The following is a 23,584-nucleotide window of genomic DNA, read 5'->3' as shown; positions in this document are numbered from 1 at the left end:
GACCGTAACTTTACTATAATTACTATACCACCCATAAAAATAATTAAACCTATTTATAATAAGCTAGTTTTCGTTTAGAAATATCTAAAGAACGTTTATAATAGAAGGACTGGAGGTGCCTTATGCTTAAAATTAAAAAAATAGAATTTATGAAAGTATTGTATGATGATGCATTAGCACAAAATATTTTTTCCATCGCGAATATTACGTTTTCGAATTATGAAACGATAAATGGCGCCCTTCTCTATTGGCAGCAAAACAATTCTGAAGAGCCCTATACAAAAGCAGGAGACTATAAATTCTTTTACGATTTAGCAAAAGCCCAATATTTTGCATCAGTGAAGTTTCCAAAGGGTTGCGAACTAACGAATGAAGAACGCCAGGAACTTGCATATATTTTACTGGAAGAGCGCGGCGCAATAGGTACATATAGCTTCCTTTCAACAAAGCCGAAAGTTCAAATCCATATAAAAAAGGCGTTTGAGGCCATTCCGTTTCCTAATGACTTCGACGTGGCTCATTTTGATTCATTATCTGTAATCCGGGCATTAGAATCTAATGATGAAGCGGTTTATGAAATATTACCGTATGACCGCGCGTTTATTAATTCATATTACAACTGGCTGCATTTAGCCGCCAAGCAGCACTATAGTAAGCTACTACCTTATTTAGGCTATATTCCGTTTACGTACATTTGTTATAAGAACCCATTATTATCGGAGCAGTTTTTAATTGAACATCTACAAGCAGTGAACTTAGAAGCACTTCAGCATAATAAAAGTGTATTAAATCGTCTTACAACGAGCTTCAAACGTTTTTTAATCGATGAGCTATTAAAAAATAAAAAGCATATTCATCCAGATTTTGTAGATCAAATAGACGATTTTATCGAAAGTAATATCTTTTATCGATCATTTGACATTGTCTACTTACCAGAATCAGATGAAATTCCAGTCATGGACTTACAATATTTCGAATATGACCGTGGAAATTATAAATGGCCAGGTAGCGAGCATTTAGTGAAAGGTATCCCGTCATTAAAAAGTCAAAGATACGACCGTTATGGCGATAAGCGATTAACGAATAGCGAGATGGACGACAAGTTTACGATCATGTCAAAAACACAGCAAAAGTTATTTACGGCTGTATCAGAATTACACTGGATTAATCGCTACAAAAACGAAATCGATTGGTCGTATGTCTGTCAGTATAATGAGCATTTAACAGAAGAGTTTTTAATGGCCCATATAAAATATATAGATTTTGAAGCACTAGGCCAAAATACAGATATAGCGGTCAATACCGACTTTTTAGAAAAGTATATGCATCGTTTTAATCATTCCAAAGTTGTGCCATTAATTATTCGTCATTTAACCGAGGATTTCTATTTGTCACATAAGGACCAAATTCAAGTCAATATCGATGTGCTTTACAAATATATCGAAAGCATTGATTTAGATGAGTTTGCCCGAATTGAAAGTCATTTGAATAATTAAAGAAGGAGTGTCCCACTAGCTACGGGACACTCCTTTTAATTTGCTTCAGTGAGGTTCCAACCCCTGCTGAAGCAAGTTAAAGCCTCTGGCAGATGTCACAGATTTTTCAGTGAAGTTATTAAAGCAAGCACGAAAAAAATCTGGACGCAATTATGCCGAGGCGTAAATGAACGTTTAATTATTTTTTTCTTCAATAAATGCGATGAGATCTTGTAAAGGAAGCAAATCATTTAAATATAACCCTTGAACGAATGAGCAGTTTAACTCTTTTAAAATAGCTAGGTCTTCACCATTTTCCACTTTAGTCGCTACCACTTGTAAGTTCAGTGCGCTTGCCAGTGAAATAATCGCCGCTACCATTTTGGCATTTGCGGGTACAAGGTTTAGCTCATGAGTAAATGATTGATCAATTTTTAATAAACTGATTGGCACTTCACGTAAATAGCTTAGTGACGAGTAACCCATACCGAAATCATCAATTGAAATTGTAACGCCCAATTCATGAATTTGATTGATTTTATCGTACAACTGTAAATCCGTATCTAGTAAACATAACTCAGAGATTTCAATTTCAATATACTTAGAATCAAGCTGAGCTTCTTCTAAATAAGTTGTTAAATCAACAATAAAGTTCGCATCTTTTAAATAATCTGTCGATAAATTCACAGAAATTTTGAAGTCATCATCGACATGCGGCTTTAGCTGTACCATATGTTGAATCGAATTTTTTAATACGTATTGATCAATTTCAATAATTAAGCCGCATTGGGATGCAAATGGCATAAATTCAACCGGATTCATTTCACCGTAATCTTCGTCATGCCAATAAATAATCGATTCTGTACCAATGATTTTTCCTGATTGTAGGTTATATGTTGGCTGGAATCGTAGCTCAAAAATGTTTTCACGTAATGCTTTATGTAGCTTTGTTTCTAACACTAAAAATTGATCATTTGAACCGCGCATTAATTTTCTGTAGACACTATAGCTATTGCCTTTTTTCGCTTTCGCTGCGTACATTGCAATATCTGCTGTTTTTAATAACTTCGATACATTTTCCCCGTGATCCGGATAAACACTAATACCTAAGCTAATGCTGGCGTAAAACTCATATTCGTCAAAGACAAAGCTTGCTTTAAAGACATCTAAAATTTTCTCAGCCATTTCGTTTACAAATTTTACGTCTTCTAAAATATAAACAAATTCGTCGCCATTCATGCGGTAGAACGAATTTGATTGCGTATCTATATCAGTTAAACGCTTCGCTAATTCGATTAAAAATAAGTCGCCTATTTTATGTCCTAAACTGTCATTAATATTTTTAAAACGATTTACGTCAAAGAAAAATACAGCAAATTGATCTTTATTACGTAAGCCATTTGATATTTCGTTTTCAATACGTTTTGAAAGACTGCGACGGTTTGGTAGACCAGTTAAATCATCATGATATGCGATATGTGCAATTTTTTTTATGTTCTTTTGTGCTGTAATATCAGTTCGAATTGATATATAACGCTCTGGTTTACCATTTGCCCCTATGAACGGAACAATTGTTGTTTTTACCCAATACAGTGATCCGTCTTTCGCACGGTTACAAACATCAGCTTGCCATGTTTCACCGTTGCCAATCGCGCGCCACATTTCTTTGAAAAATGACTTCGGATGATAGCCTGAATTTAAAATGCGGTGGTCTTGGCCTATTAGTTCTTCACGATTATATTTTGAAATCTCGCAAAATTGATCATTCACTTGCAAAATTAGCCCTTTTTTATCTGTTACTGCTACAATTGAAGTTTTATCGAGTGCAGCTTTTAAATCGACAAGCTGTTCGTATGATAATTCCATTGATTCAAGAATTTTTGATTCTGTCATTTTGGTCATGATAACCTCTCCAATTCATTTGGATTATAAAAATTACAATGTTCTTATCTAAAAATTATAAATTGGTTTCCCTGTTTTAGCCAACTTTTTCTGCAAAATAGTATTAATATTTCATAGGCTACTATGAAACATTCACAATTTCATCATATGTTAATAGGTCAAAAATACCCTGAAAATAGTAAAAAACCATTTCGAAAGGGAGGCTTTTAAAATGGTTTTATAGGATGAGAAATAAATTGTGTGATAAAAGTAGTAATTATTCACTAGCGATTTGTAATGCCCATTTGGCCTTAGGAATGCATTTGATCTGTTAACGCTTTTAACTGAGTGGTTACAGCGTTTAATTGGGTGATTACTTGTCCTAAACTTTGCGATGCTGTTTGTTGCTGACGGGCAGAATCAGTAATAATACTAACGGTTTGAAGTGATTGCCCATTCATATTAGCAATTTCACTGAATAATGAACTCGATAACTGCGTCTGGTTAACGACATCTTTTGTAGCATTTGAAATATGATCAATATCTTGTTCTAATGTTGAAATCGTCTTTAAGATTGTTTCAAAAGCGTGCTCACTTTCACGAATAAACTGATCACCCTTATAAATTTCTTCCATACCGATTTGCATCTGTTGTGCAACTTTACCGATTTGAAGTTGAATCCCTTCAAGTACACTATCCATTTTTACTACAGATTCTTGTGTACTAGATGCTAAATTTCGAATTTCACTTGCAACGACAGAAAAGCCTTTTCCTGCATCCCCTGCACGTGCAGCTTCAATAGATGCATTGAGTGCCAGTAGCTTTGTTTGTTCAGAAATGTTATGAACGACCATTAAGGAGTTTGAAATATTTATCGATTGTGATTCTAATATTTCGATTAGATGCTTAATCGATGCAACCGTATCGGTAATGACAAGCATTTGGTTTGTTACGGCATTTACTTTCTCTTTACCAAGAGCTGCACGTTCTAGGCTGTGTTTCGCATTTTGCGTTACATTTTCAGTACGTTCATGAATACTTGCTAATTGCTGGATACTTTCCTCGTTTTTGCGTACACTTACGGTTAATGAATTCGCTTCATTTTCTGCATTTTGCTGGAATTTTGATAATGCATTGGTAATATTCTGACTTGAATCAAAAGAAGCGGAAGAGTCGATTGCAATTTGTGCCGATAACTCGTGTAAATGATTACTTTCTTCATTAATTTGACGTAATAATTGTTGCAATTGCTGCTCTGCTATATCATTATCTGCTGCTAAACGTGTTTCCACTTTGCGAGTTGATATAATAACAATGCTTGTAGAAACAGCCGTCATCACTAAGAAAATCGCATGAATCATGAGTAATGCAAAGCTATAATCTTCGGTTCCACATAACAGCTGTGGAAAGAAAAAATAGCCAGTTAAATGGTGTACAGTAAAAATAGCCGTACTAATAATAATGTACCTAACTTGTTGGAAACTAGCGATCATCGCTACAACCATAAAAATGGAGAAATGATATTCCGTTAAGCCGTCACCACCAGCGATGATGGAAATACTACTAAATGTTAACGATAGTGTCATGAATAATTGCAGAGCATCATGCTGTTTTCTGTATAGCAAAAAAGTGATTACTAATAAAACTACTGGAATAACAAATAGAACATTCATCATAACATACAGACCACCAACAACATTTGAAATGCCTTGCAGCAATAAATAGCCATCTAAAAAATGAAATTGACGATGTAATAGATGGGCAAAGATTGATAATAAGACAACAAATGTTGTGAGAATTAGCATTGTTTTCGAGTTGTTACGTTTGGAATTCAATTGTTCCACCTTCTTTTACAATAGTATTTTACAATTATTTTCTTGTTTAGGTAAAATTTATCACTTTTACATATTACTAATTTATCTTTTATAAGTAAAGTGCTTTTTATTCTAAATTAAAATATATATTCTTATAAAAAAATAAAAAAATAAAAACAAAAAAAACCATTTTACACTTCTAATAGGTAAAATGATTTATCTGAAATTATGGAGTTGCAAATTCATTTTGCCCCCTATTCTGACAGGCACGATCATTATAGGCGAGTAACTGATCTTGAGATAAATTTATAATAAAGTAATGGATATTAACAGGTTCTATATCATGTCGTTCGCAAGCTTCTTTGTAATATTCGAAGCCACCTCGGTAATCTAACATTCGTTTTTCATCTCCCTTTCTGATGCATAAGTATTATACGCTTGAAGCTGCTCCGATGATAATTGCATTACATAATATCGGAAATTAACTGGCTCTAATCCGAACTGCTCGCATTTTTTTACATATACTTCATATCCTTGTTGAAACATTGTCATTGTTCGTCATCCCCTTTTTGTACTATAACAGTTTTTATTTTGTGAATTAAATATATAACAGTTGTGGTGCAGTGTCAACAAATTTTCTGAAAAAAATAAAAAACGCTTTTTGAGTCATAATACCTCGAAATGCGTTTTTGAGTTTACATAATCTTATTATTTAAAACTATTGAACGGATTGTTCTTTAATACTTCTTGAATTTGTTCATCTTCAATATGCGTATAAATTTGGGTCGTTGCTACACTGGAGTGACCTAAAATCGCTTGTAAGCTTCGGATATCCGCGCCAGCCTTGTACATCATCGTTGCCGAGGTATGTCTTAGTTTATGTGGTGTTAATTTATCCTTTGGTGTAATGCTGTTTCGATTGATTTTCTTAACAATTTTTGCGATTGTTTGACGAGCAAAACGGGTTCCTTTTTGCGAAACAAATAATGGCTGTGATCCTTCCCCTTTATAGACTTTACGCTCCTGCATATAATTTTCAAGCGCGGCCAAACACGCATCGTTCAAATAGACTTTGCGCTCCTTATCCCCTTTTCCAATAACCGTTAGCATGCGATCATTTATCGAGTCTATATTCAGTGAACAAAGCTCAGAAACACGAATTCCTAAATTCAAAAAGAATATCATCATACAATAATCACGTGAGCTATAATGCTGAAATTCAACAGCTTCAATAAATTGTTGTGCTTCTTGGAAATTTAAATATACGGGCTGCCGTTTTCCGATTTTTGGAGTTTCTAAATGCTCGGCAGGATTATCCTCAATCAGTCGACGTTTCCCTTTTAAATATTTGAAAAAGGCCTTTAACGTTGCTACCTTGCGAGCGCGTGATGCTGCCGAATTTCCGCGCTGCATTTCACAATATTCCATAAATAAATATAAATCCTCTAGAGTTACATCCTTTATGCTATCAATCGTAATTTCAGAAATATCAATCGTATGTATAGTCTTAATATCAAGGTCTTGTTCCATTGCCTTGATAAAACGGAAAAATAATATTAAATCATATTCGTATTCTTTTCGAGTGCGAGGAGATTTCCCCGTAATCGTCGTCAAGTAAATTAAAAAGTCTCGTAAATACTTTGGCAGTTTCATAGACGCAAATCTCCCTTTCTAAGACCAATTATAGCATAAAAAAGGTTCCCAAATATAAATTTGGGAACCTTTTTAATAAATTGGGCTATTTTCAGCTAATTTCAAGGTGAAATAGGCATAATTAAGAACATTCGTTCTGTGTTTTTGATTTCGCATTCAGACGAAGTGAAATTATTGTTTGTGGGTAGTTATGCATCTCGATTCGTCTCAAGTCGATTTTGCAGATAGTGGATAAGGGGTTTTTTTGGGGGATTATTAGGGGTATTTTGAGGTGGATAATGTCTATGAAGTCGGCGGAAAGTCATTAAAGTATCCATTTTGTTAATAGGTGGTCGTTTTCATTTTTTGCGGGTTACTATTATTTTAACTATTGTTGGTCTTACCAATTCTGCCCTACAAGTTGGCAAACAAATTCATAATCGATTAACAAGCGATACTGGAAGCAAACACCGTGCACTAAGACAAAAATAAAGCAGCCTCGTTTCTTAAAACGAAGCTGCTTTCATTATTGACCTATAAACATTTTATATAAAATATATAACACGATAATAATCAGTGTATATTTTAAAACTTTACTAACAATTTTAAAAATAAGCGGAATGAAAATAAACAACAAAATTAATAGAATAATTACTTCCATTTATACGAATAACGTTAACGTCTTATCGTTACGCTCCACGTTCCAATTTGAGGAAACGATTGTTCGAATTTGCTGTTCAATACTTTCTGATGCGGGCACATTTCTTAATCCGTTGCCCGTTTCTAATGTTTCATATTGCTCAATCGGGATATTAAAGCGCATACGCATAATATTACGCAAGCCGTTGATTGTCATAAATTTTACGGTATAAATATCCGTGTATGCTTGTTTGAATGTGACAAAATCCGTGTCATAAAGTGATTTGAGTTCTGTAAAGTCAAAGTTTTCATCAATATTAAATGCACTCTTATTTTGCTTAAATTGCTCACTTAATTGTTCAAACGAAATGCCATTCGCTTTTAATAGTTCAATCCCGTATGCTTCCATCATTGAAATCGCCATTTTCTGTTCCCCTTTAGGTATTTTATTCAATTGTAGCATAATTATTTTTCCTTTTGATTAAATCTTTGACCGCGTTCATCTAATACCCATTTCCGAGCATAGCCAAATTGTTTGTATAGATCCAGATCCTCAGAATTTTTCAATTCTTTTTGAATTGCATGATAACGCATATTTGTAGCGGTTACTTTAAAACCAAGTTGTTCGGACATCGCTTTGTATATCCGCTCTATTGTTTTTACACTAATCGGTTCCCCTAGCTTATTACCAACACCAAGCCAAACATACGGTGAATACTCAGTTAGCGGCATAAATGTGTTTGTATGCTGTTGATAACGCAGCAACAGCGCAAATAGTTCTTTTGTAATAGATAAAATACGAAAAGATTTTGACGCTATTACTGTTAATTCATTTGTGGTCGCGTCTATATGTCTCCATTGCATGCGCACAACCTCGGCCGGTTTCAGAGCGAGTTCAGCAATAATATAGACAATTGCTGTGTTGCGTAATGCTAGCCAGGCATGTTCTTCAGTTAGTGCAATTTCATATTGATGCGGCCAAAAGCTTAATGCCTTTTGCAACTGTTTTTTTTTCAATACAACAAGCGGTGTCGGTTCTTTTGTTAGCTTTTGCAAATATTGTTCATTGTAAACTGGAATGACACCCCGTGAATGCAAAAACGATAAAAATTGACGAATCGCTGCAAATTTGCGATTCACGGAGTTCGTAGATGGATACAATGTTTGAATTTCTATTGTATAACGTTTTACTGCTTCATTTATATCCTCGATATTTTTGGTAATTATTGCGAATTGATTGGCGTCAATTGTATATTGTTTTACTGTATGAAAGGATTTATTCAACGATTTTAGATAAGCTTCAAACGCTTTAACATTCGGTGTGAAATCTAGCATGCTTCTTCACTCCTTTGCCTTTATTGTAGCATGTTCAGCACTATTGTTAGAAAAAAGATTAAACAAAAATGCTAAACATTACACTTTTTTACTTAAAAATTCTAAATCCATGTCTCTTATTGTTGAATTAGGCTATAATGAGCGATAAAGTCAATCTTTGCTCAGTGAGGGTTTTCCACATCCTCCACTAAGCATTTGCTTCACCAATTGGGCTTTTAGGGACAGTGGATGGCCCACTAAGCTAGTTCATTTCACTTACCAGCTTGAAATGAGCGTCTTACTGTCCCTTAATGCGGGATAACAGGTAAGTTTAGGGGGAAAAACTATGCAAGTACGAACGACAAGACTAGAAGCAGAAGAAGCGAAAATTATTTATCAGGAAACAGCGGGCATTGCAATTATTACAATTCATCGTCCACAATTAAAAAATGCATTAACAGCAAATATGTGGGATCAGCTGGCAAAAATTGCACTGCGCACATTAGAAAATCCAAAAAACAAAGTGTTATTATTGCGTGGCTCAGGTGAGAACTTCACAGCAGGCTCAGATATTAAAGAATTCAATTCTATTTCATTAGAAAAAGCCGAGGAAGCATTTATTCATATGGAACGTACGATTTCAACAATCGAAAACTTGTCTATTCCGGTTATTGGTGTTATAAATGGTCCCGCAATGGGCGCTGGCTTAGAATTAGCGCTCGCATGTGATATCCGAATCGGTTCTGATAAGGCAAAAATGGGGATTCCTGTTGGTAAATTAGGAATTACATTAAACAATAAATTTGCAAAACGCCTTGTGGATTTAGTTGGCCCATCTGCAACGAAGGATTTTGTCTTTACCGGCCGTATGTATAAAGCCGAAGAAGCCTATAAAGCCGGTATGTTAAACTATTTAGTCGCAGAAAAGGATTTAAATCGCTTTGCTATCCGTATGGGTAAACTGGTTGCAGGTATGTCTCCTGATTCATTATTAGCCGTAAAGCGCTCCGTGAAAGAATGTATCGAATCAACACCAGCCTTATGGGAAGGTTCTTCACCGTTTGTATCTCAAACAGATTTTGCAGAAGGTGTTCGAGCATTTGTTGAAAAACGTCAACCACAATTTACACGTAAATTAAAATAAACGAAAAATCCACTTAACGCACGAAAATGCTTGAGTGGATTTTTTGGTAGTGATTCATTTACTAAATATAATATGAGTGTTTTTTCCACCCCCTTGAAAAGGTCTATTTCAGAATATTCTTCTTTGAAAATCTTAACCATCGCCTAATGCAATAAGGGCGCTTCTTTATTCCTTTAAAGCGCTCGATTATTGAAGAAAGCTAGTACTTTTGATTAAAGTACTTAAACGCCTGTAGGAAAAATATTAACGTAGTCTACCTCCTAGATAAGTTCAGCTTCCTTTTTTCTAATAAGAGTCCAAAATCCACACGCACACAACAATATTCCAAAAAATGTAACAAAGACAACAGGGGAAATTATTTTTACAAATGAAAGCCCAATCATGGTAACACCGACAATTAAATAATGGTGAACAGTTTGTAAATGATAGGCCTTCTGCTCAATATGCCATGCACGAAAGAAACCCTGTAAAAACCCTAAGATGACTTGCAATAGGAGTACAGCATAGAGAAGGATTTCAAATGAATTCTTTATACAACCAACTAGTATGTATACAATTCCCATTCCTACATAAATAAAAGGCATATAAGAATTGTTCTTATTCTTTTTCGATTGAAAGACTCGATAGCCCCAAGCAGCCGCAAAAGAAAATGCGGCAAATAACCATGCAAATAATGTGAAGGTCAAAGATACTTCTTTTAACCAAACAATATAATATGGGGAAATAGCGACCTGTCCAACAGTTACAACAAGAGGGATATACTCTTCACTTCTATTTTTCATGTTGTGCTCCTTCACTTGATGTAATAGTCATAAAACAAATTTTGAAAGACTTCATTTGGATCTCTTCGTAATTTTTCTTCCTGGAACTTTCCCCATTCAGGATAAGACTTTATGAATTGTTCTTTTGATTGATAACGATAATAAGGAAGGTAATAGGTTCCTCCATGTTCAAGGGTTAAACTGGTCCAATCTTGGATAATTTCTTGGGCATTAGCAATCTCTTTTTCTTTTAATCCATGTTGAATCAAAATGACTAGACCAAACATATCTTCCTTGGCATAGTTCAAACTGGTGAGGTTGTCTTGAGCAACATATCGCACCGTAATATTATGGACTTTAAAATCTTCATTTTTGTCGTCAGGTGAGAGCAACTGCTTTACATCATTTATGTATTCTTCGTAAGAATTGACTGGAACAAAAAACTCTTGCAACACTTCGATTCGACCAGGTTTTGTAAATTCCATGAATGTAGATTCCGAGCGCATAGCGTTATTTCTTGTAATCGTATTACCGTCGATTGAATCAATATATAGTTTTTGAGTTTCCCAAAAAACATCCTCAAAGAATCCGCCTTGTCGTCCAAGATCAAGCGCCAGCTTACTAAGATGTACACCTTGTTCTCCTTTGAGTGACGAATTATGATCCTGTTTTCCTGTGTAATTGTAATCAATCACATACATTTCGTCTAAAAAGGTATTTGGAGCAACACTAAGCCTTGCATAGTGCAATGCTGTATTATTATGATCTAATAAATTATTAAAGTAGGATTCATACTCATCTGTTTTCAATTCTTCTGTATGGATTGTATATACGTCATTTTCCGTTAATTCCAATGTCACATCTAAAATCACACCGAATAATCCATATCCGCCAAATACGTATTTCATCCATTCCTCTGAGTTATCTCGGGTTACTTTCTTGATTTCTCCTATAGGGGTTAATAACGTCATTTCTTTTACTGTACTCGCCATTGAGCCAAAGCGAATATCTCGCCCGTGCGCATTTACTGAAAGAGAACCTCCTACTGAAAAAATTGACTGAGATTGGGTTACTTTTAATGCCAAACCATAAGGTGTTATGGCTTCTTGAACATCTTCCCATGTTGCTCCACCTTCTACACGGATGGTTTTTTCCTGCTTATCAATTTCTAACACCTCATTGAATGTCCGCATATCAAGAACAACACCATTTTTGAAATACGTATGGCCACCTTGTGAGTGCTGTAATCCAGCAACTGATATTTGCTGGCCATTCTTGTTTGCTTGTTTTACAATCTTTTGTAATTCAATACGATTTTCCGCTTTAACTACTCGTTCAACACGTTCTGGAAGAAGACCTGTATAGTCCGTTGCCAAATTACCTTGAGAGAGTCCGTATTTTCTTTTCTCAATCGGGATGTTCCATAAAATCACGACAACAAAAACAAAAACTAGACTCCCAAGAAACCATGGTTTTTTAGATAATTCCTTTATTGCTTGCATATTAACTCCTTTATTATAAACCGTATGTCATCAGTATTTCATAGGCTTTAAGGGGTATCGTCAACATTTCGGAAAATGTTGGCGATACCCCTAACTATAGTGCGTTTTCCTTTCTATTCCTATTACATGAATATTAATTTGTTCAGGTTCCATGTGGAAATGCACTGAAAAGCTATTTGCTATGGCTTGCTGCAACGCCAATATTTGCTCTGGTATCGAATAATTTACCGGAGCCGCTAAATAAATTTCGAATGATATACGCGGCACTTGTTTGACAATGCATTGTAAATGCTGAATGCGTGTAACCAATGAATTGGATTCAACAACATGCTTTACAATGTCCGTATAAACCGATTTTGCAATGGTAATCGTTTGCTGATGGAAATCTGGACGAACCAGTGTCGTTTCACCAATCTTAACACGATTTGGTGCAATAATATCCATACCGCGCTGTATAAAGCGTTTGAAAAAGTTTTGCTCCACTTGGCGAAAAGGAACAGGCATTAGATGCTGTCCTTGAATTTCACGAACAAAGCGTGCACGTTCAATATCTTTTTCACTGCGAACATCCTCTACCTTATAAAAATACTTAATTTGACCTAATGCTAAGCGTTCGGCAATTTTCTTCGTCATTTTTGTAGATGTACCGATAAGTAAAATTGAAGGGAGTTCGAATTTTTGTAAAGCGTTAAGTACTTCCGTTCGATGAGCTTCTTCGTCAAAAATTGCACGCCGCACTGCGCGTAATACAGATTTTTCGAATTTTGCCGAAGTACCAGCTACCTTTTCTCCATCAATAATTAGTAAACCATCGTCAATGATCGCATGTATATGATGGTTGTGCGCAAATTGAAGCGCACTCGTGCTTTTTCCTGTGCCACTTGCTCCACTTAATGAATATATTTCCATAATGATTCCCCTTTAAAACGTAGAAATTTGCTCTTCTATCTCACTTTAACGCTTTTGTGTAGTAAATTAATTCTGTTTTCTGATTTCATCCCCATTATACTGTATGAGTGTGATAAAATGGGGCTTACATTTGAAAGTTTTTAAGGAGTGTTTTACATTGAATATCCAACCATCAAAAAAGATGTCTCTATTTGCACCTGCTATTTTTGGAGACTTAAAAAATCATGCAAAATTACAGCAGCAAAAAGGAATGGAATTAATCGACCTTAGCTTAGGTAGCCCTGATATTCCACCTGCTGAAAACTTACGCAAAAAGATGTCAGAGTTAACAGCGCTTTCATCTTCTTACGGCTATACACTAACGGGTATTCAAACTTTTAATGAAGCTGTTTGTCGCTATTATAAACGCGTAAATGGTGTGGATTTAATACCAGAAACTGAAGTTGTACAAACAATTGGCTCACAAGAAGGCTTAGTACATTTACCAGTCGCTTTCTGTGATCCAGGAGATATTGTTTTAACTACAAACCCTGCGTATGTTGCTTATGATGCTGGTATTCATTTAGCGGGTGCTATACCTTACTACATGCCATTAACAAAAGAAAATAACTATTTACCAGATTTAAAAGCAGTTCCTGAAGATGTTTTACAGAATGCAAAATTACTAATTTTAAACCTACCAGGTAACCCAGTACCTGCAATGCCTTCCTTAGAATATTTTGAAGAAGTCGTAGCATTTGCGAAAAATTATAACATCATCGTGTTACATGATGCTGCATATTCAGAGTTCTATTTCAAAGGCGATGCACCGATTAGCTTCTTAGCAACTCCTGGCGCAAAAGAAGTTGGGCTTGAAATCAACTCATTATCAAAAAGTTTTAGTTTAGCTGGTACTCGTATTGCCTACATCGTTGGGAATGCTGAGCTAGTTAGCATTATGAAGCAATTAAAATCAAACTTGGACTTCGGTATTTTTGAGCCAATCCAGCAAGTAGCTGCACTAGCACTTGATAATGCTGAAGATGTAACAGCAGAGCTTCGTAAAACGTTCTCAGCGCGCCATAATGCATTAATGGAAGGCTTACAGTCAATTGGGTGGGAGGTAGCGCCGAGTGACGGAGGAATGTTCGTATGGGCGCAATATCCTCAAGATATGAACTGTGTAGATTTTGCTTTTAAAGCCATCGAAGAGACAGGAGTTGTCATGGTCCCTGGAACAGTATTTGGTTCTGAAGGTGAAGGCTATATGCGTTTAGCATTAGTACAGCCTGTCGAAATGTTACAAAAAGCGGTAGCACGTTTAGCTACATTATAAATAAAGAAAGAGGCTGCTTTTCGCGGTGGTCAGAATAGGAACGAATGCTAAAATCGTCACATCGTGTGACAACGCATTCATGACCAGCTTCGTGGTGGACTCCATCCTCGGCGTAAAGGGAGTGTCCCAGAAATACTACTCGGACACTCCCTTCCCTATTCCATATGATAATAAATAAATCCTTGCTCTTCAAATTCATTACCGTCTAAAAATACAACCTTCGTTTTGAATATTAAGTGCTCATCCTCATTACAAATCCATCGATCGTCTGGAATAAGTTCAAAAGGAACAATTTCAGCATCTTTCGAATGAATGTTGCCTACTAATTGAAAAGAATGTTTTGCAATAATATTTTGCACACCATTTGCCTGCACAATTAATACATTTAATGCAATGAAATCAATCTTATCGAAATCATTTTCATCTTCAGTCGTAATATATACAGAACCATTTAAAGTTCCCCCTTCAACAAGCTCTGTTTTTTCTATTACAGTTTCTACCTTTACGCCATTTTCCTCAATGGTGATTAACCATTTGCTTAACATAAATACTCCCCCGATTGTTTTGCCTAATATGTGTTTGTTATTAACATATTCAGCTAGATTTTATTTATACAATTACTTCTATATTTTTCCCTAGCTACTTCAGATGTTAAACCTAATGTGGTAGAAGTTAGAAATAATGGTCAAAACCACATAATTTTTCAAAAAAAACTGTACCAAAAATTCATTTTGGCACAGCTAAAAGTTTAATTAATTTTTTCATAACGATTTGATTCGTCTGTTTGGAACCGATTGTAGCGTACTTTAAATAAGCGATATAGATGGGTTACGATCACTTTAATAATGGCATAACCAGGAATACCAAGGACAACTCCAGGAACACCAAATAATGCGCCAGAAGTTAATAATACGAAAATAATTGAGATTGGGTGGATGCTTAGTGATTTCCCCATAATTTGTGGAGAAATAAACTTACCTTCGATTAATTGAACAATTGTCCACACAATCGCTAACTTTAAAAGTAGCCATGGTGAATTAACGATGGCGATAATAGCAGCGGGTGTTGCAGCAATCATTGGACCTAAATATGGTACAACGCTTGTAATCATGGCCAAGAACCCTAGTAAAAGCGCATATGGCATACCAATAATTACGAAGCCAATTGTCATCATGACCCCAATACAAAACGACACTAAAATTTGCCCTTGAATATATGAACTAATTTGCTTATCCATATCATGTAATACTTCACCAATTTCCTCACGCATGCGCGGTGGGAATAAAAGCAAGATGAAGCGCGGCATTTTTTCGCCTTCATATAATAAGTAAAAAGTAATAAATGGAACAATGACAAGTGATAGCACAAAGCCCGTCACAGCAGATACAAATCCAGTAATACCTGTCGCAATACTTGTTGCAACAGCAGCCAAAGTATCCTTTACCGTATTAATAAAGTCATCCGTAAAGTCCGTCAAAATTTGATTATAATCAAAGTTAATTTTTGCAAAATACTCATCAAATTGCGAGTTATTTAAAAAGGTCAATATATCATTTGCAAAAGTCATTAATACGACCGGGAATTCTTGCACTAAGTTGGTAAATTGATCACGTAGGAAAGGGAAAACTAAAATAACGAGTAACACCATCAGCGCAATAACGATTAGGTATAATAATAAAATCGCTAATGCACGAGGTATCTTCCAACGCAATAATAACTTTAATGGTGGACGCAATAAATAAAATAATATGACGCCGAGAACACCAGGTAAAATAATCATTTCAAATAAGACGTTTAATGGTTCAAAAATGAAAGAAATTTTATCGTACATAAAGATGATACATCCAACGAGTAGGATGATCACAAGCAAGAATAATAAATTTTTCCCACCTAAAAAACGTATAAAATGTGATGCAAAAAAGTTTGATTTTTCTTGCGGTAATTTATTAGCTCTGTCTATTTCTCTTTCTTTTTCCAAAAGACCACCCCAATATATCGACAAAATTAAACTATATCCATTATTTTAGCATGAATATTAACTTATGAACTAATGGTTACTCGGTTAAATTTAAAAAATCGTGTAATAATTGTTTATTTTGGTCAACATCAATTTCTAATACAGAACCTGCATGTCGATAACTTCCAAAGCTGTATGTCCCCTCAGCTGGTATTGTCATCTTCTCTATATTCATTGTTCCACCAGAAACAGCTTTTAAAACCGTTGATAATTGCTCTTTACTTGTTAAATCTGTTGTGATATAACCCTCAGCTGCACCGACGAATTTTGGCATGTTCAAGATGTTTTTCGGAGATATTAGTTCCTCCTTCAATGCTTCAATGACTTTTTGTTGACGTGCTACACGCCCAAAGTCCCCTTCAGCATCTGAACGGAAACGGGCATAGCCAAGTAATTCTTTCCCGTTTAGATGTTGCAATCCTTTTTCTAATTCGACTTTAATGTCCCCACTCATGTCCTTTTCAACATCCATTTCGATACCGTTTGGCGCTAAAATATCGATTAATGTTTCGAAGCTTTTAAAGTCAATAATTGCATAATGATGGATTGGTACATCGAACATATTGTTTAACGTTTCCTTTAATAAGGAGATGCCACCTAAATAATATGCTGTATTTAGCTTATATGATTTGTATTCTGGAATATCTGCATAAATATCACGCATGAATGAAACGAGTTTCATATCGTTCGTATCACGGTTCCATGACAATAACATCATCGTATCTGATCGAGAATGCTCTTCCCCACGACTATCTACCCCAGCAATAAGGTAATTTTCAACTGTTCGATGGTTTTCATCGGGTTCAAATTGCTCTACGGGAATTTTAGTTTCAGATGCTAAATTATAACCGCTTTTGTATTGGAAATAACTATAGGTTGATAAACCGATAATAATAATTAATAAGGCAACAAACAGTGTTCGCCCTTTCCTTAACCGTTTCTTTTGATAGCGCGCTTGACGTGGTTGCTCTTCCATAAAAAAAACTTCCTTTCTATTTACATGAAGTATAGACGAATAATGATGGAATTAGTTGCAAATCTCTATGAATGGCAACAATTATTATGAATTCACTTGTATTACTTTCAAAAAATTCATTGCTTGAATGACTTGAACAGGATACAATAACTATATTTATTAGCAACTGGGAGTGTGTTTAGATGAAAAAAGCAACATTTGCTGGTGGCTGTTTTTGGTGTATGGTTAAGCCATTTGTAGAGTGGGATGGTATAAATAAAGTAACAAGTGGTTATATGGGTGGCCATATTGAAAACCCAACATATGAAGATGTAAAGCGCGGTGATTCCGGCCATGCTGAGGTTGTTCAAATTGAATTTGAGCCAACAATATTTAGTTATGAGCGTTTGCTTGAAATTTATTGGATGCAAATTGATCCAACTGATGCAGGTGGTCAATTCCACGACCGCGGTGAATCTTATAAAACTGTAATTTTTACACATAGTAATCAGCAACATGAGGCTGCTCATAAGTCCAAGCAGCAACTAGCTGATAGTGGTCGTTTTAAAAAGCCAATTGTTACAGAAATTCAGGAGGCGGCTACATTTTGGCCAGCTGAAGACTATCACCAAGATTATTATAAAAAAGAACAAGCGCATTATAAAGAAGATCGTGAAAAATCGGGCCGAGATTCGTTTATTGATACACATTGGAAATAATTAAATCGGATAGCAACGTTCCCTCCAGGGCGCTGCTATCTTTTTATTTGAAAATAGTATGGAATGCTTCGTAAATAAATTTTTTGTAAATGGTTTCAGGGTAATCTTCTACCCCATTTTTTGCAAAAATTATATCTCGTTTTGCAGCTACTTCATCGTGTAAATGGAAATATGTTAAAGCGCGTATTGCAAAATAACGATAATATTTCGCTAAGTCAATTGGATGATGTAAATAAGAAGGAATTTCAAAATTAGTACCAATTTCGATCACTTTCTCAAAGTTTTGCATTTGATATTGAGCGTACATTTGTTCACCAAGAAAAATAGGGTTTTTAAATAAAAATAAGCTTGCCTTAAATTTTTCTTTTGTACGCTCAATCATTGGCTCAACTGTTTCGAACTGTAATTCGACATTGTTTAAATAATGTAAGTAATTATACACATAATGAATAGTAATGGACGGTTCATCCGCAAATTGCGATAATAAGCTCAGCTTTTCGATATATAGCTTGCTCTTCTCATACTCTTCATTTGCAACAGATTGTACAAATAAAATTTCGTAAAAGCGGTCCATACGATATAAGATTTGTTTTTTCTGAGCCAGTTCTAAAGCTTTTTGCAAATAATAATTCGACATTTTAACATCATCTACAGCCGAATAAGAAATCGTCAAATTGTAATACAAATCTAAACGAACAATCGGGTCAATAATTAGCTCATAGGGCATAATACGTTCCTCGCCCTGTTTTAGAATAGCTAGTGTTTTTGCATAATTTCGCTGTTCTATTGCGGCTGAACATAAATAGAAATAACAACGCAACATTCTACTATATACATGTATCGCCTCATATTGATCAATAAACTTCCAATATTCATCAAGTGATTTTGCATTATTAATCGTACGGTTCATTAAAAAGTAGACTTCTCGTAAACGAATTTGCTCATAATTAGTCCCTTGAATTTGCGCTAAGTGCGGTTCGATTTTTTCAATCATCTTAACCGTTAAAGACTGTAGCTCATCTGGATCACGAATGATCTTTCTACGTTCCATATCTTCTTCTATATCTAAGTACAATTCTCGCAGCCGAGCTAAAGTTCCATCGTCTATTAAGTAGCTTACCTCAACATTTAACTGTTGGGCAATGAAGCGTAGGCTTTCCATCGAAGGCTTTGCTTTATCATTTTCAATTAAACTAAGCATTCCCTTTGTTAAACGGTCTTTTGCTAGCTCAGTTTGCGTTAATTTCTTTTGTTTTCTAAGCCTTTTGATACGAGTACCTAAAGTCTCCAAATCCACACCACACTTCTTTTCTGAATATTTTAATTAAACTATGAATGCAACTTTTTTACAATAGCTTAACTTAAAGTTTAATGAATATACAGAAAACTCGGTGAAGTATTTACGAATTGGTATTGTAAAATAATATTAAAATAAGATGGCTTTATGAATAAGGGTATATTTTCTTTTTCTACAAAAATTTAGAAGTATATATATAAGTTTAATCGTTCAATAAAATGTTTAATATAGTGTTACGAATTTGCAATAATAGCGTCGATAAATGTTTTCCCGTATTTTTCGAGTTTACTTTCCCCAACGCCGCTCACTTCTAAAAATTGCGAGCTGTTTTTTGGACGGCGCATACACATATCTTTAAGTGATTTATCCGAGAATACAACAAAAGGAGGTACTTTTTCACGGTCAGCGATTTCTTTACGGATTTGGCGTAGCACTTCAAATAGTGGATCATTAGTATCTACTTGTGCTTTAATAATACGCGCCTGTTTTCGGAGTACGGCGTGTTTGCCAAGTAATACATCCTTCCCTAAATCTGATATTGCAAGTGTCGGAAATTGACCGTTATGAACAATAATTAACTTTTCTGCAATCAAAAATTCAATAAAGTTGGCAATTTCCTTTGCATTCATCGTTTTTAAAATACCGTATGTCGGTAGCTTGTGAAAATTGAAGTCTGTTACCTTCTTACTTCGTGAACCAGCTAAAACAGAGGCAGTTAGCTGCTTACCAAATTTTTGCCCCATGCGGACAATACACGATAAAACCTTTTGTGCATCAGTTGTGACATCTTGCTGTGGCCGATCATCCGTACAGTTGCCACATTTACCGCAATTTGAGCTCGTTGGATCACTAAAATAATCGATAATATAGCTTTGTAAACAACGCTCAGTATGACAATAATCAATCATCTTATGTAGCTTCTCTAGCTCTAACGGAATGCGGGAACGGTCCTGCGCTTGATCGATTAAAAAGCGCTGCGTTTGCTCATCAGATGATGCATAAAGCAGTATACATTCACTTTCTAAACCATCTCGCCCTGCACGACCAGCCTCTTGATAATAGCTTTCCATATTGCGTGGCATATTGTAGTGAAGCACATAACGCACGTTCGTTTTATTAATACCCATTCCAAAGGCGTTTGTTGCGACCATTACTTGTACTTCATCGTTTAAAAAGCGATTTTGTTCATATGTGCGGTCTTCCTCAAACATCCCTCCATGATATTTTGCAACAGCAACTCCTGCACGTGATAGCATTTCATAAACGGCTTCTACTGATTTTCGCGTAGCTGCGTAAATGATACCGGCTTCATTGGAATTTGCTTTTACATATTGCTTCACATAGGCTTCTTTATTTTCACCAAGCAATACCGAAAACGCTAAATTTTCACGTGCAAAGCCTGTAATGAAGGTATTTTCTTTGTCAATTGACAGCAGTTGTTGTATATCCGCACTTACCTCTTCAGTAGCCGTTGCTGTAAGTGCAATCACAGTTGGCTTTTGCTCCCATAAATTTGCTAATCCTTGAATCGTTCGATAGCTTGGGCGGAAATCATGTCCCCATTGCGAAATACAATGCGCTTCATCAATGGCTAATAGTGGTACTTTTATTTGCGATAATTCCATACAAAAGCGCTCATTTTCTAAACGCTCTGGTGCAATATATAATAGCTTAATTTTGCCGCTACGTACCGCGTATAAAACGTCTTGTACTTCATCAAAGCTTAGCGAGCTATTAATAAATGCTGCTGGAATTCCACTATTCGTAAGCATATCTACTTGGTCTTTCATAAGTGAAATAAGTGGAGAAATAACAAGTGTTGTCCCATCTAGACATAGTGCTGGGATTTGATAGCATAATGATTTCCCACCACCAGTAGGCATGATCACGAGCGTATCTTTGCTTTCTAGTACGTTTTCAATTATTTGTGTTTGGCCAGGTCGAAATGAGTCATAACCAAAATATGTTTTTAAATGTAGCAATGCTTGTGTATTCATAATACCTCCCGAATAGTGCTGTTAGCTTATTATACATGGAAATACTTGTTCGTAAAAGCGTTCAGAAACAATAAAAAAGCCACAAACTTTAATCAAGTTAAATCAATGTTTGTGGCATTTCGTATAAGTTTTTACTCGTGAGATTCCATGTAGCGCATTACATCTGCACAAATTGCGTAAAGCTCCTTCATAGTTAAAGGATGCTTTGTTAATTCGATATGTTTTGCGGTTTTTTCACTAATTATTTCGGCATCAATTAGGCTAGCCCAATTGTCTTTTGACGTTGATTCATTTAGAAAAATAAATGCTATTACGTCACTTGCTTCCTGTAAATCAAGCACTCTATTTTCTTTACTATACATGACATCATAGCTTATTTGTAGCTGGTCACTGAAAGCTGCTGAATTTTCTAATGCCATTCGTTTCGATGCGCTCATCAGCATATTCATAAAATTATGCATGGTTACTTCTTTTTCAATGGGCAATTCATTTTGATAGCCTGCAACTACTAATCCATAATCCATTAACAATTGAATAGATTGATCGAACCATTCATCCTGATAAGGGTAAGTAGAAGTTATATGATCGACAAATGCACCTTGCTGCTTCAAATTGGTGCGCAACTGTTCAATTAACTCTTCATCCTTACTTAATTCTCTGACCGTAATCCCTTCATGAATAGCAAGTGAAGCTGCAATACCAGCTGCATCGCCTGTCACCATTCCAGTTGGGACAATTCGTGCACTCCCCGCTGCTAGAGACGAATAGCCTGAAGAACGTCCTACAACAAGTAGTCCATCAATTTCTAATGGCACTAGCGAACGAAACGGAATCGCATATTGCTCTGGTGTTGATAAGACATAGCCATAATCCTGTGGAGTTTGTGCTTGGACATCTACTGGATAAGCACCATACCCTATATTGTCCCAATGATCCATGTTTGTCCAAATATCTGACATCTGAAGTTGGTATTCTGCTAAAATATGTCTCGTTTCACGAACGTATAACTCAGTTGGATTACTGACAATTTCAGCATTTTCAAATCCACTAAATTCTTTGCGCAAATAATCGACAATATGTAGCGTCTCGCGTTTTCCTTTTTCAATCGCTGCTACTTTAGCTGCTTCATCCAGCCCATCGACATCAAAAATTTGTAATGCATTAATATAATAATCCTCGCCTTGTTTTACTAAATTCAATCCCCGTAAGCGTGTATTGCTTTCTACAGGCTGATACATACTATGTAGATCCGAAAACCCCCAAGCAACAGAACGTGTTACCGTTGCAGGACCAAACTTTTCAGATTTCGCGGCCTTTTTAACGCCACGCCATTCAATATTTTTCAAATGAAGCATTAAAGTGACAGCCATTTTTTTATCTTCTATGCCAATATCTCTACCACCTACAAAGTATGGTGCCTGTGCCATTACTGCAAAATCTGCATCTTGAGTGGCATCGATAAACACCTTGCCTTTAATTGGAAAAGCTCCATATTGATTTTCAACTTCGACCCCGGTTACGGTATTATTGTGCATCATTGCATTATTAACAGTTGTATTAACTGCTAATGTTAAATTTTCTTCAGCATAAACGAGTTGTTTAAAAGCTGCCTTTGCATCTTGAATATCAAATCCGTTACCGTTCCCAACTAATTCATGCCAATCCTCAAATACGCCTCTGCTTATGTTTCTTTCGTTTTTGCTTTTGGGAATATCTAAAAAATTGAGCATACCAAATGTAAACAGGCCGCCTAAATCTTCGCGCTTTTCGATGAGCAATGTCTTCGAACCACTACGGGCAGCCATTACCGCTGCAGCAACGCCCTCTGGTTCCCCCCCAATAACAATGACATCATATTCGTTATCAAATGTTTGAAGTGTGATCGGCGTTTCGTATGATTGTTTTAATATTTTTGGTTTGGTAATGACATAAATAACATATATTGCTGTGATGATTACGGCTATAATAGCGATAGATAAGAGTAGTTTTTTATTTTTCATGATGCCCCCTGTTGAATGTTATCTCTTTTCAAATTATACATTAGTACAGAAGAAATTCTATGGATATGTTGAGAAAGTTACTTTTGTATAAGTAAATTGATTTGACAACTTCAAGTAATAACCAATCTTTTCATATCGTTGCTGCCATTTCATAATGATAGCCATCAAGAATAAGAATGAGAATAATCCATAATAAGATTATGTAAACTTAAT

19 protein-coding genes are annotated in these 23,584 nt (G+C 35.5%); 4 read left to right on the top strand and 15 right to left on the bottom strand.

Features of this window, described 5'->3' with window-relative positions; genetic code table 11:
- Nucleotides 1-122: 122 nt before the first annotated feature.
- Nucleotides 123-1,496, top strand: a complete 1,374-nt coding sequence (locus LZ480_RS12265) for a nucleoside-diphosphate sugar epimerase (protein ID WP_241369732.1) — start codon at nucleotides 123-125, stop codon at nucleotides 1,494-1,496.
- A 174-nt stretch (nucleotides 1,497-1,670) separates the two neighbouring features.
- On the opposite strand, the gene LZ480_RS12260 is transcribed toward LZ480_RS12265, so the two are convergent.
- The 6 genes from LZ480_RS12260 to LZ480_RS12235 form a co-directional block, all read right to left on the bottom strand.
- Nucleotides 1,671-3,377 carry a putative bifunctional diguanylate cyclase/phosphodiesterase gene (locus LZ480_RS12260; RefSeq protein ID WP_241369731.1) on the bottom strand — a complete coding sequence of 569 codons (1,707 nt, stop codon included), beginning with the start codon at nucleotides 3,375-3,377 and terminating at the stop codon, nucleotides 1,671-1,673.
- A 290-nt stretch (nucleotides 3,378-3,667) separates the two neighbouring features.
- A complete protein-coding gene (locus LZ480_RS12255; RefSeq protein ID WP_241369730.1) occupies nucleotides 3,668-5,191 on the bottom strand; it encodes a methyl-accepting chemotaxis protein in 1,524 nt (507 codons plus the stop codon).
- A gap of 369 nt (nucleotides 5,192-5,560) precedes the next feature.
- Entirely contained in the window at nucleotides 5,561-5,722 is a 162-nt protein-coding gene (locus tag LZ480_RS12250; RefSeq protein WP_241369729.1) for a transcriptional regulator, read from the bottom strand.
- Nucleotides 5,723-5,878: 156 nt separating this feature from the next.
- A complete protein-coding gene (locus tag LZ480_RS12245; RefSeq protein ID WP_241369728.1) occupies nucleotides 5,879-6,823 on the bottom strand; it encodes a tyrosine recombinase XerC in 945 nt (314 codons plus the stop codon).
- A gap of 640 nt (nucleotides 6,824-7,463) precedes the next feature.
- A complete protein-coding gene (locus tag LZ480_RS12240; RefSeq protein WP_241369727.1) occupies nucleotides 7,464-7,865 on the bottom strand; it encodes a hypothetical protein in 402 nt (133 codons plus the stop codon).
- 41 nt (nucleotides 7,866-7,906) lie between these two features.
- Nucleotides 7,907-8,776, bottom strand: a complete 870-nt coding sequence (locus LZ480_RS12235) for a tyrosine-type recombinase/integrase (RefSeq protein ID WP_241369726.1) — start codon at nucleotides 8,774-8,776, stop codon at nucleotides 7,907-7,909.
- Nucleotides 8,777-9,101: 325 nt separating this feature from the next.
- Here LZ480_RS12235 and LZ480_RS12230 point away from each other — a divergent pair, with 325 nt between their 5' ends.
- Entirely contained in the window at nucleotides 9,102-9,899 is a 798-nt protein-coding gene (locus LZ480_RS12230; protein ID WP_241369725.1) for an enoyl-CoA hydratase/isomerase family protein, read from the top strand.
- Nucleotides 9,900-10,159: 260 nt separating this feature from the next.
- Here the strand turns inward: LZ480_RS12230 and LZ480_RS12225 are convergent, their stop codons facing one another.
- The 3 genes from LZ480_RS12225 to LZ480_RS12215 all read right to left on the bottom strand — a co-directional run bounded on the left by LZ480_RS12225 (nucleotide 10,160) and on the right by LZ480_RS12215 (nucleotide 13,071).
- Complete coding sequence (locus tag LZ480_RS12225) at nucleotides 10,160-10,681, bottom strand: hypothetical protein (RefSeq protein WP_241369724.1); 522 nt, start codon at nucleotides 10,679-10,681, stop codon at nucleotides 10,160-10,162.
- An 11-nt stretch (nucleotides 10,682-10,692) separates the two neighbouring features.
- On the bottom strand, nucleotides 10,693-12,162 hold the full coding sequence (locus LZ480_RS12220; protein ID WP_241369723.1) for an FAD-binding oxidoreductase: 1,470 nt from the start codon (nucleotides 12,160-12,162) through the stop codon (nucleotides 10,693-10,695).
- Nucleotides 12,163-12,252: 90 nt separating this feature from the next.
- The gene (locus tag LZ480_RS12215) at nucleotides 12,253-13,071 is read right to left on the bottom strand and encodes a nucleoside/nucleotide kinase family protein (RefSeq protein ID WP_241369722.1); all 819 of its coding nucleotides are present in this window, start codon (nucleotides 13,069-13,071) and stop codon (nucleotides 12,253-12,255) included.
- 157 nt (nucleotides 13,072-13,228) lie between these two features.
- Between LZ480_RS12215 and LZ480_RS12210 the strand changes: the two genes are divergently transcribed.
- The gene (locus LZ480_RS12210) at nucleotides 13,229-14,386 is read left to right on the top strand and encodes an aminotransferase class I/II-fold pyridoxal phosphate-dependent enzyme (RefSeq protein WP_241369721.1); all 1,158 of its coding nucleotides are present in this window, start codon (nucleotides 13,229-13,231) and stop codon (nucleotides 14,384-14,386) included.
- A gap of 155 nt (nucleotides 14,387-14,541) precedes the next feature.
- Here LZ480_RS12210 and LZ480_RS12205 read toward each other — a convergent pair whose 3' ends face one another.
- From LZ480_RS12205 to LZ480_RS12195, 3 genes are all read right to left on the bottom strand, one after another.
- A complete protein-coding gene (locus LZ480_RS12205) occupies nucleotides 14,542-14,931 on the bottom strand; it encodes a cysteine synthase (RefSeq protein ID WP_241369720.1) in 390 nt (129 codons plus the stop codon).
- Between the two features lie 203 nt (nucleotides 14,932-15,134).
- Nucleotides 15,135-16,364, bottom strand: coding sequence for an AI-2E family transporter (locus LZ480_RS12200; protein WP_241369719.1), 1,230 nt, complete (start codon nucleotides 16,362-16,364; stop codon nucleotides 15,135-15,137).
- Nucleotides 16,365-16,440: 76 nt separating this feature from the next.
- A complete protein-coding gene (locus tag LZ480_RS12195) occupies nucleotides 16,441-17,379 on the bottom strand; it encodes an LCP family protein (protein ID WP_241369718.1) in 939 nt (312 codons plus the stop codon).
- A gap of 182 nt (nucleotides 17,380-17,561) precedes the next feature.
- Here LZ480_RS12195 and msrA point away from each other — a divergent pair, with 182 nt between their 5' ends.
- Nucleotides 17,562-18,077, top strand: a complete 516-nt coding sequence (msrA, locus tag LZ480_RS12190) for a peptide-methionine (S)-S-oxide reductase MsrA (protein WP_241369717.1) — start codon at nucleotides 17,562-17,564, stop codon at nucleotides 18,075-18,077.
- 43 nt (nucleotides 18,078-18,120) lie between these two features.
- On the opposite strand, the gene LZ480_RS12185 is transcribed toward msrA, so the two are convergent.
- From LZ480_RS12185 to LZ480_RS12175, 3 genes are all read right to left on the bottom strand, one after another.
- The gene (locus LZ480_RS12185) at nucleotides 18,121-19,368 is read right to left on the bottom strand and encodes a helix-turn-helix domain-containing protein (RefSeq protein WP_241369716.1); all 1,248 of its coding nucleotides are present in this window, start codon (nucleotides 19,366-19,368) and stop codon (nucleotides 18,121-18,123) included.
- A 239-nt stretch (nucleotides 19,369-19,607) separates the two neighbouring features.
- Nucleotides 19,608-21,371 (bottom strand): DNA helicase RecQ, encoded by a 1,764-nt coding sequence (gene recQ, locus LZ480_RS12180; protein WP_241369715.1) that lies wholly within the window; start codon nucleotides 21,369-21,371, stop codon nucleotides 19,608-19,610.
- A gap of 131 nt (nucleotides 21,372-21,502) precedes the next feature.
- Nucleotides 21,503-23,371 carry an FAD-dependent oxidoreductase gene (locus tag LZ480_RS12175; RefSeq protein ID WP_241369714.1) on the bottom strand — a complete coding sequence of 623 codons (1,869 nt, stop codon included), beginning with the start codon at nucleotides 23,369-23,371 and terminating at the stop codon, nucleotides 21,503-21,505.
- Between the last annotated feature and the right edge of the window lie 213 nt (nucleotides 23,372-23,584).

The sequence above is a fragment of the Solibacillus palustris genome (assembly GCF_022549215.1).
GTDB classification, from domain to species: Bacteria; Bacillota; Bacilli; order Bacillales_A; family Planococcaceae; genus Solibacillus; species Solibacillus daqui.
The sequence above is the reverse complement of the archived record's forward strand: the minus strand, read 5'-3'. Positions and strand labels throughout refer to the sequence as shown.

Excerpts from the sequence above, each read along its gene's own strand:
- LZ480_RS12250 (WP_241369729.1), bottom strand. The coding sequence starts at position 5,722 with ATGACAATGTTTCAACAAGGATATGAAGTATATGTAAAAAAATGCGAG.
- LZ480_RS12225 (WP_241369724.1), bottom strand. The coding sequence starts at position 10,681 with ATGAAAAATAGAAGTGAAGAGTATATCCCTCTTGTTGTAACTGTTGGA.
- LZ480_RS12260 (WP_241369731.1), bottom strand. The coding sequence starts at position 3,377 with ATGACCAAAATGACAGAATCAAAAATTCTTGAATCAATGGAATTATCA.
- LZ480_RS12240 (WP_241369727.1), bottom strand. The coding sequence starts at position 7,865 with ATGGCGATTTCAATGATGGAAGCATACGGGATTGAACTATTAAAAGCG.
- LZ480_RS12220 (WP_241369723.1), bottom strand. The coding sequence starts at position 12,162 with ATGCAAGCAATAAAGGAATTATCTAAAAAACCATGGTTTCTTGGGAGT.
- recQ (WP_241369715.1), bottom strand. The coding sequence starts at position 21,371 with ATGAATACACAAGCATTGCTACATTTAAAAACATATTTTGGTTATGAC.
- LZ480_RS12195 (WP_241369718.1), bottom strand. The coding sequence starts at position 17,379 with ATGGAAGAGCAACCACGTCAAGCGCGCTATCAAAAGAAACGGTTAAGG.
- LZ480_RS12245 (WP_241369728.1), bottom strand. The coding sequence starts at position 6,823 with ATGAAACTGCCAAAGTATTTACGAGACTTTTTAATTTACTTGACGACG.
- LZ480_RS12235 (WP_241369726.1), bottom strand. The coding sequence starts at position 8,776 with ATGCTAGATTTCACACCGAATGTTAAAGCGTTTGAAGCTTATCTAAAA.
- LZ480_RS12205 (WP_241369720.1), bottom strand. The coding sequence starts at position 14,931 with ATGTTAAGCAAATGGTTAATCACCATTGAGGAAAATGGCGTAAAGGTA.
- LZ480_RS12265 (WP_241369732.1), top strand. The coding sequence starts at position 123 with ATGCTTAAAATTAAAAAAATAGAATTTATGAAAGTATTGTATGATGAT.
- LZ480_RS12215 (WP_241369722.1), bottom strand. The coding sequence starts at position 13,071 with ATGGAAATATATTCATTAAGTGGAGCAAGTGGCACAGGAAAAAGCACG.
- msrA (WP_241369717.1), top strand. The coding sequence starts at position 17,562 with ATGAAAAAAGCAACATTTGCTGGTGGCTGTTTTTGGTGTATGGTTAAG.
- LZ480_RS12175 (WP_241369714.1), bottom strand. The coding sequence starts at position 23,371 with ATGAAAAATAAAAAACTACTCTTATCTATCGCTATTATAGCCGTAATC.
- LZ480_RS12230 (WP_241369725.1), top strand. The coding sequence starts at position 9,102 with ATGCAAGTACGAACGACAAGACTAGAAGCAGAAGAAGCGAAAATTATT.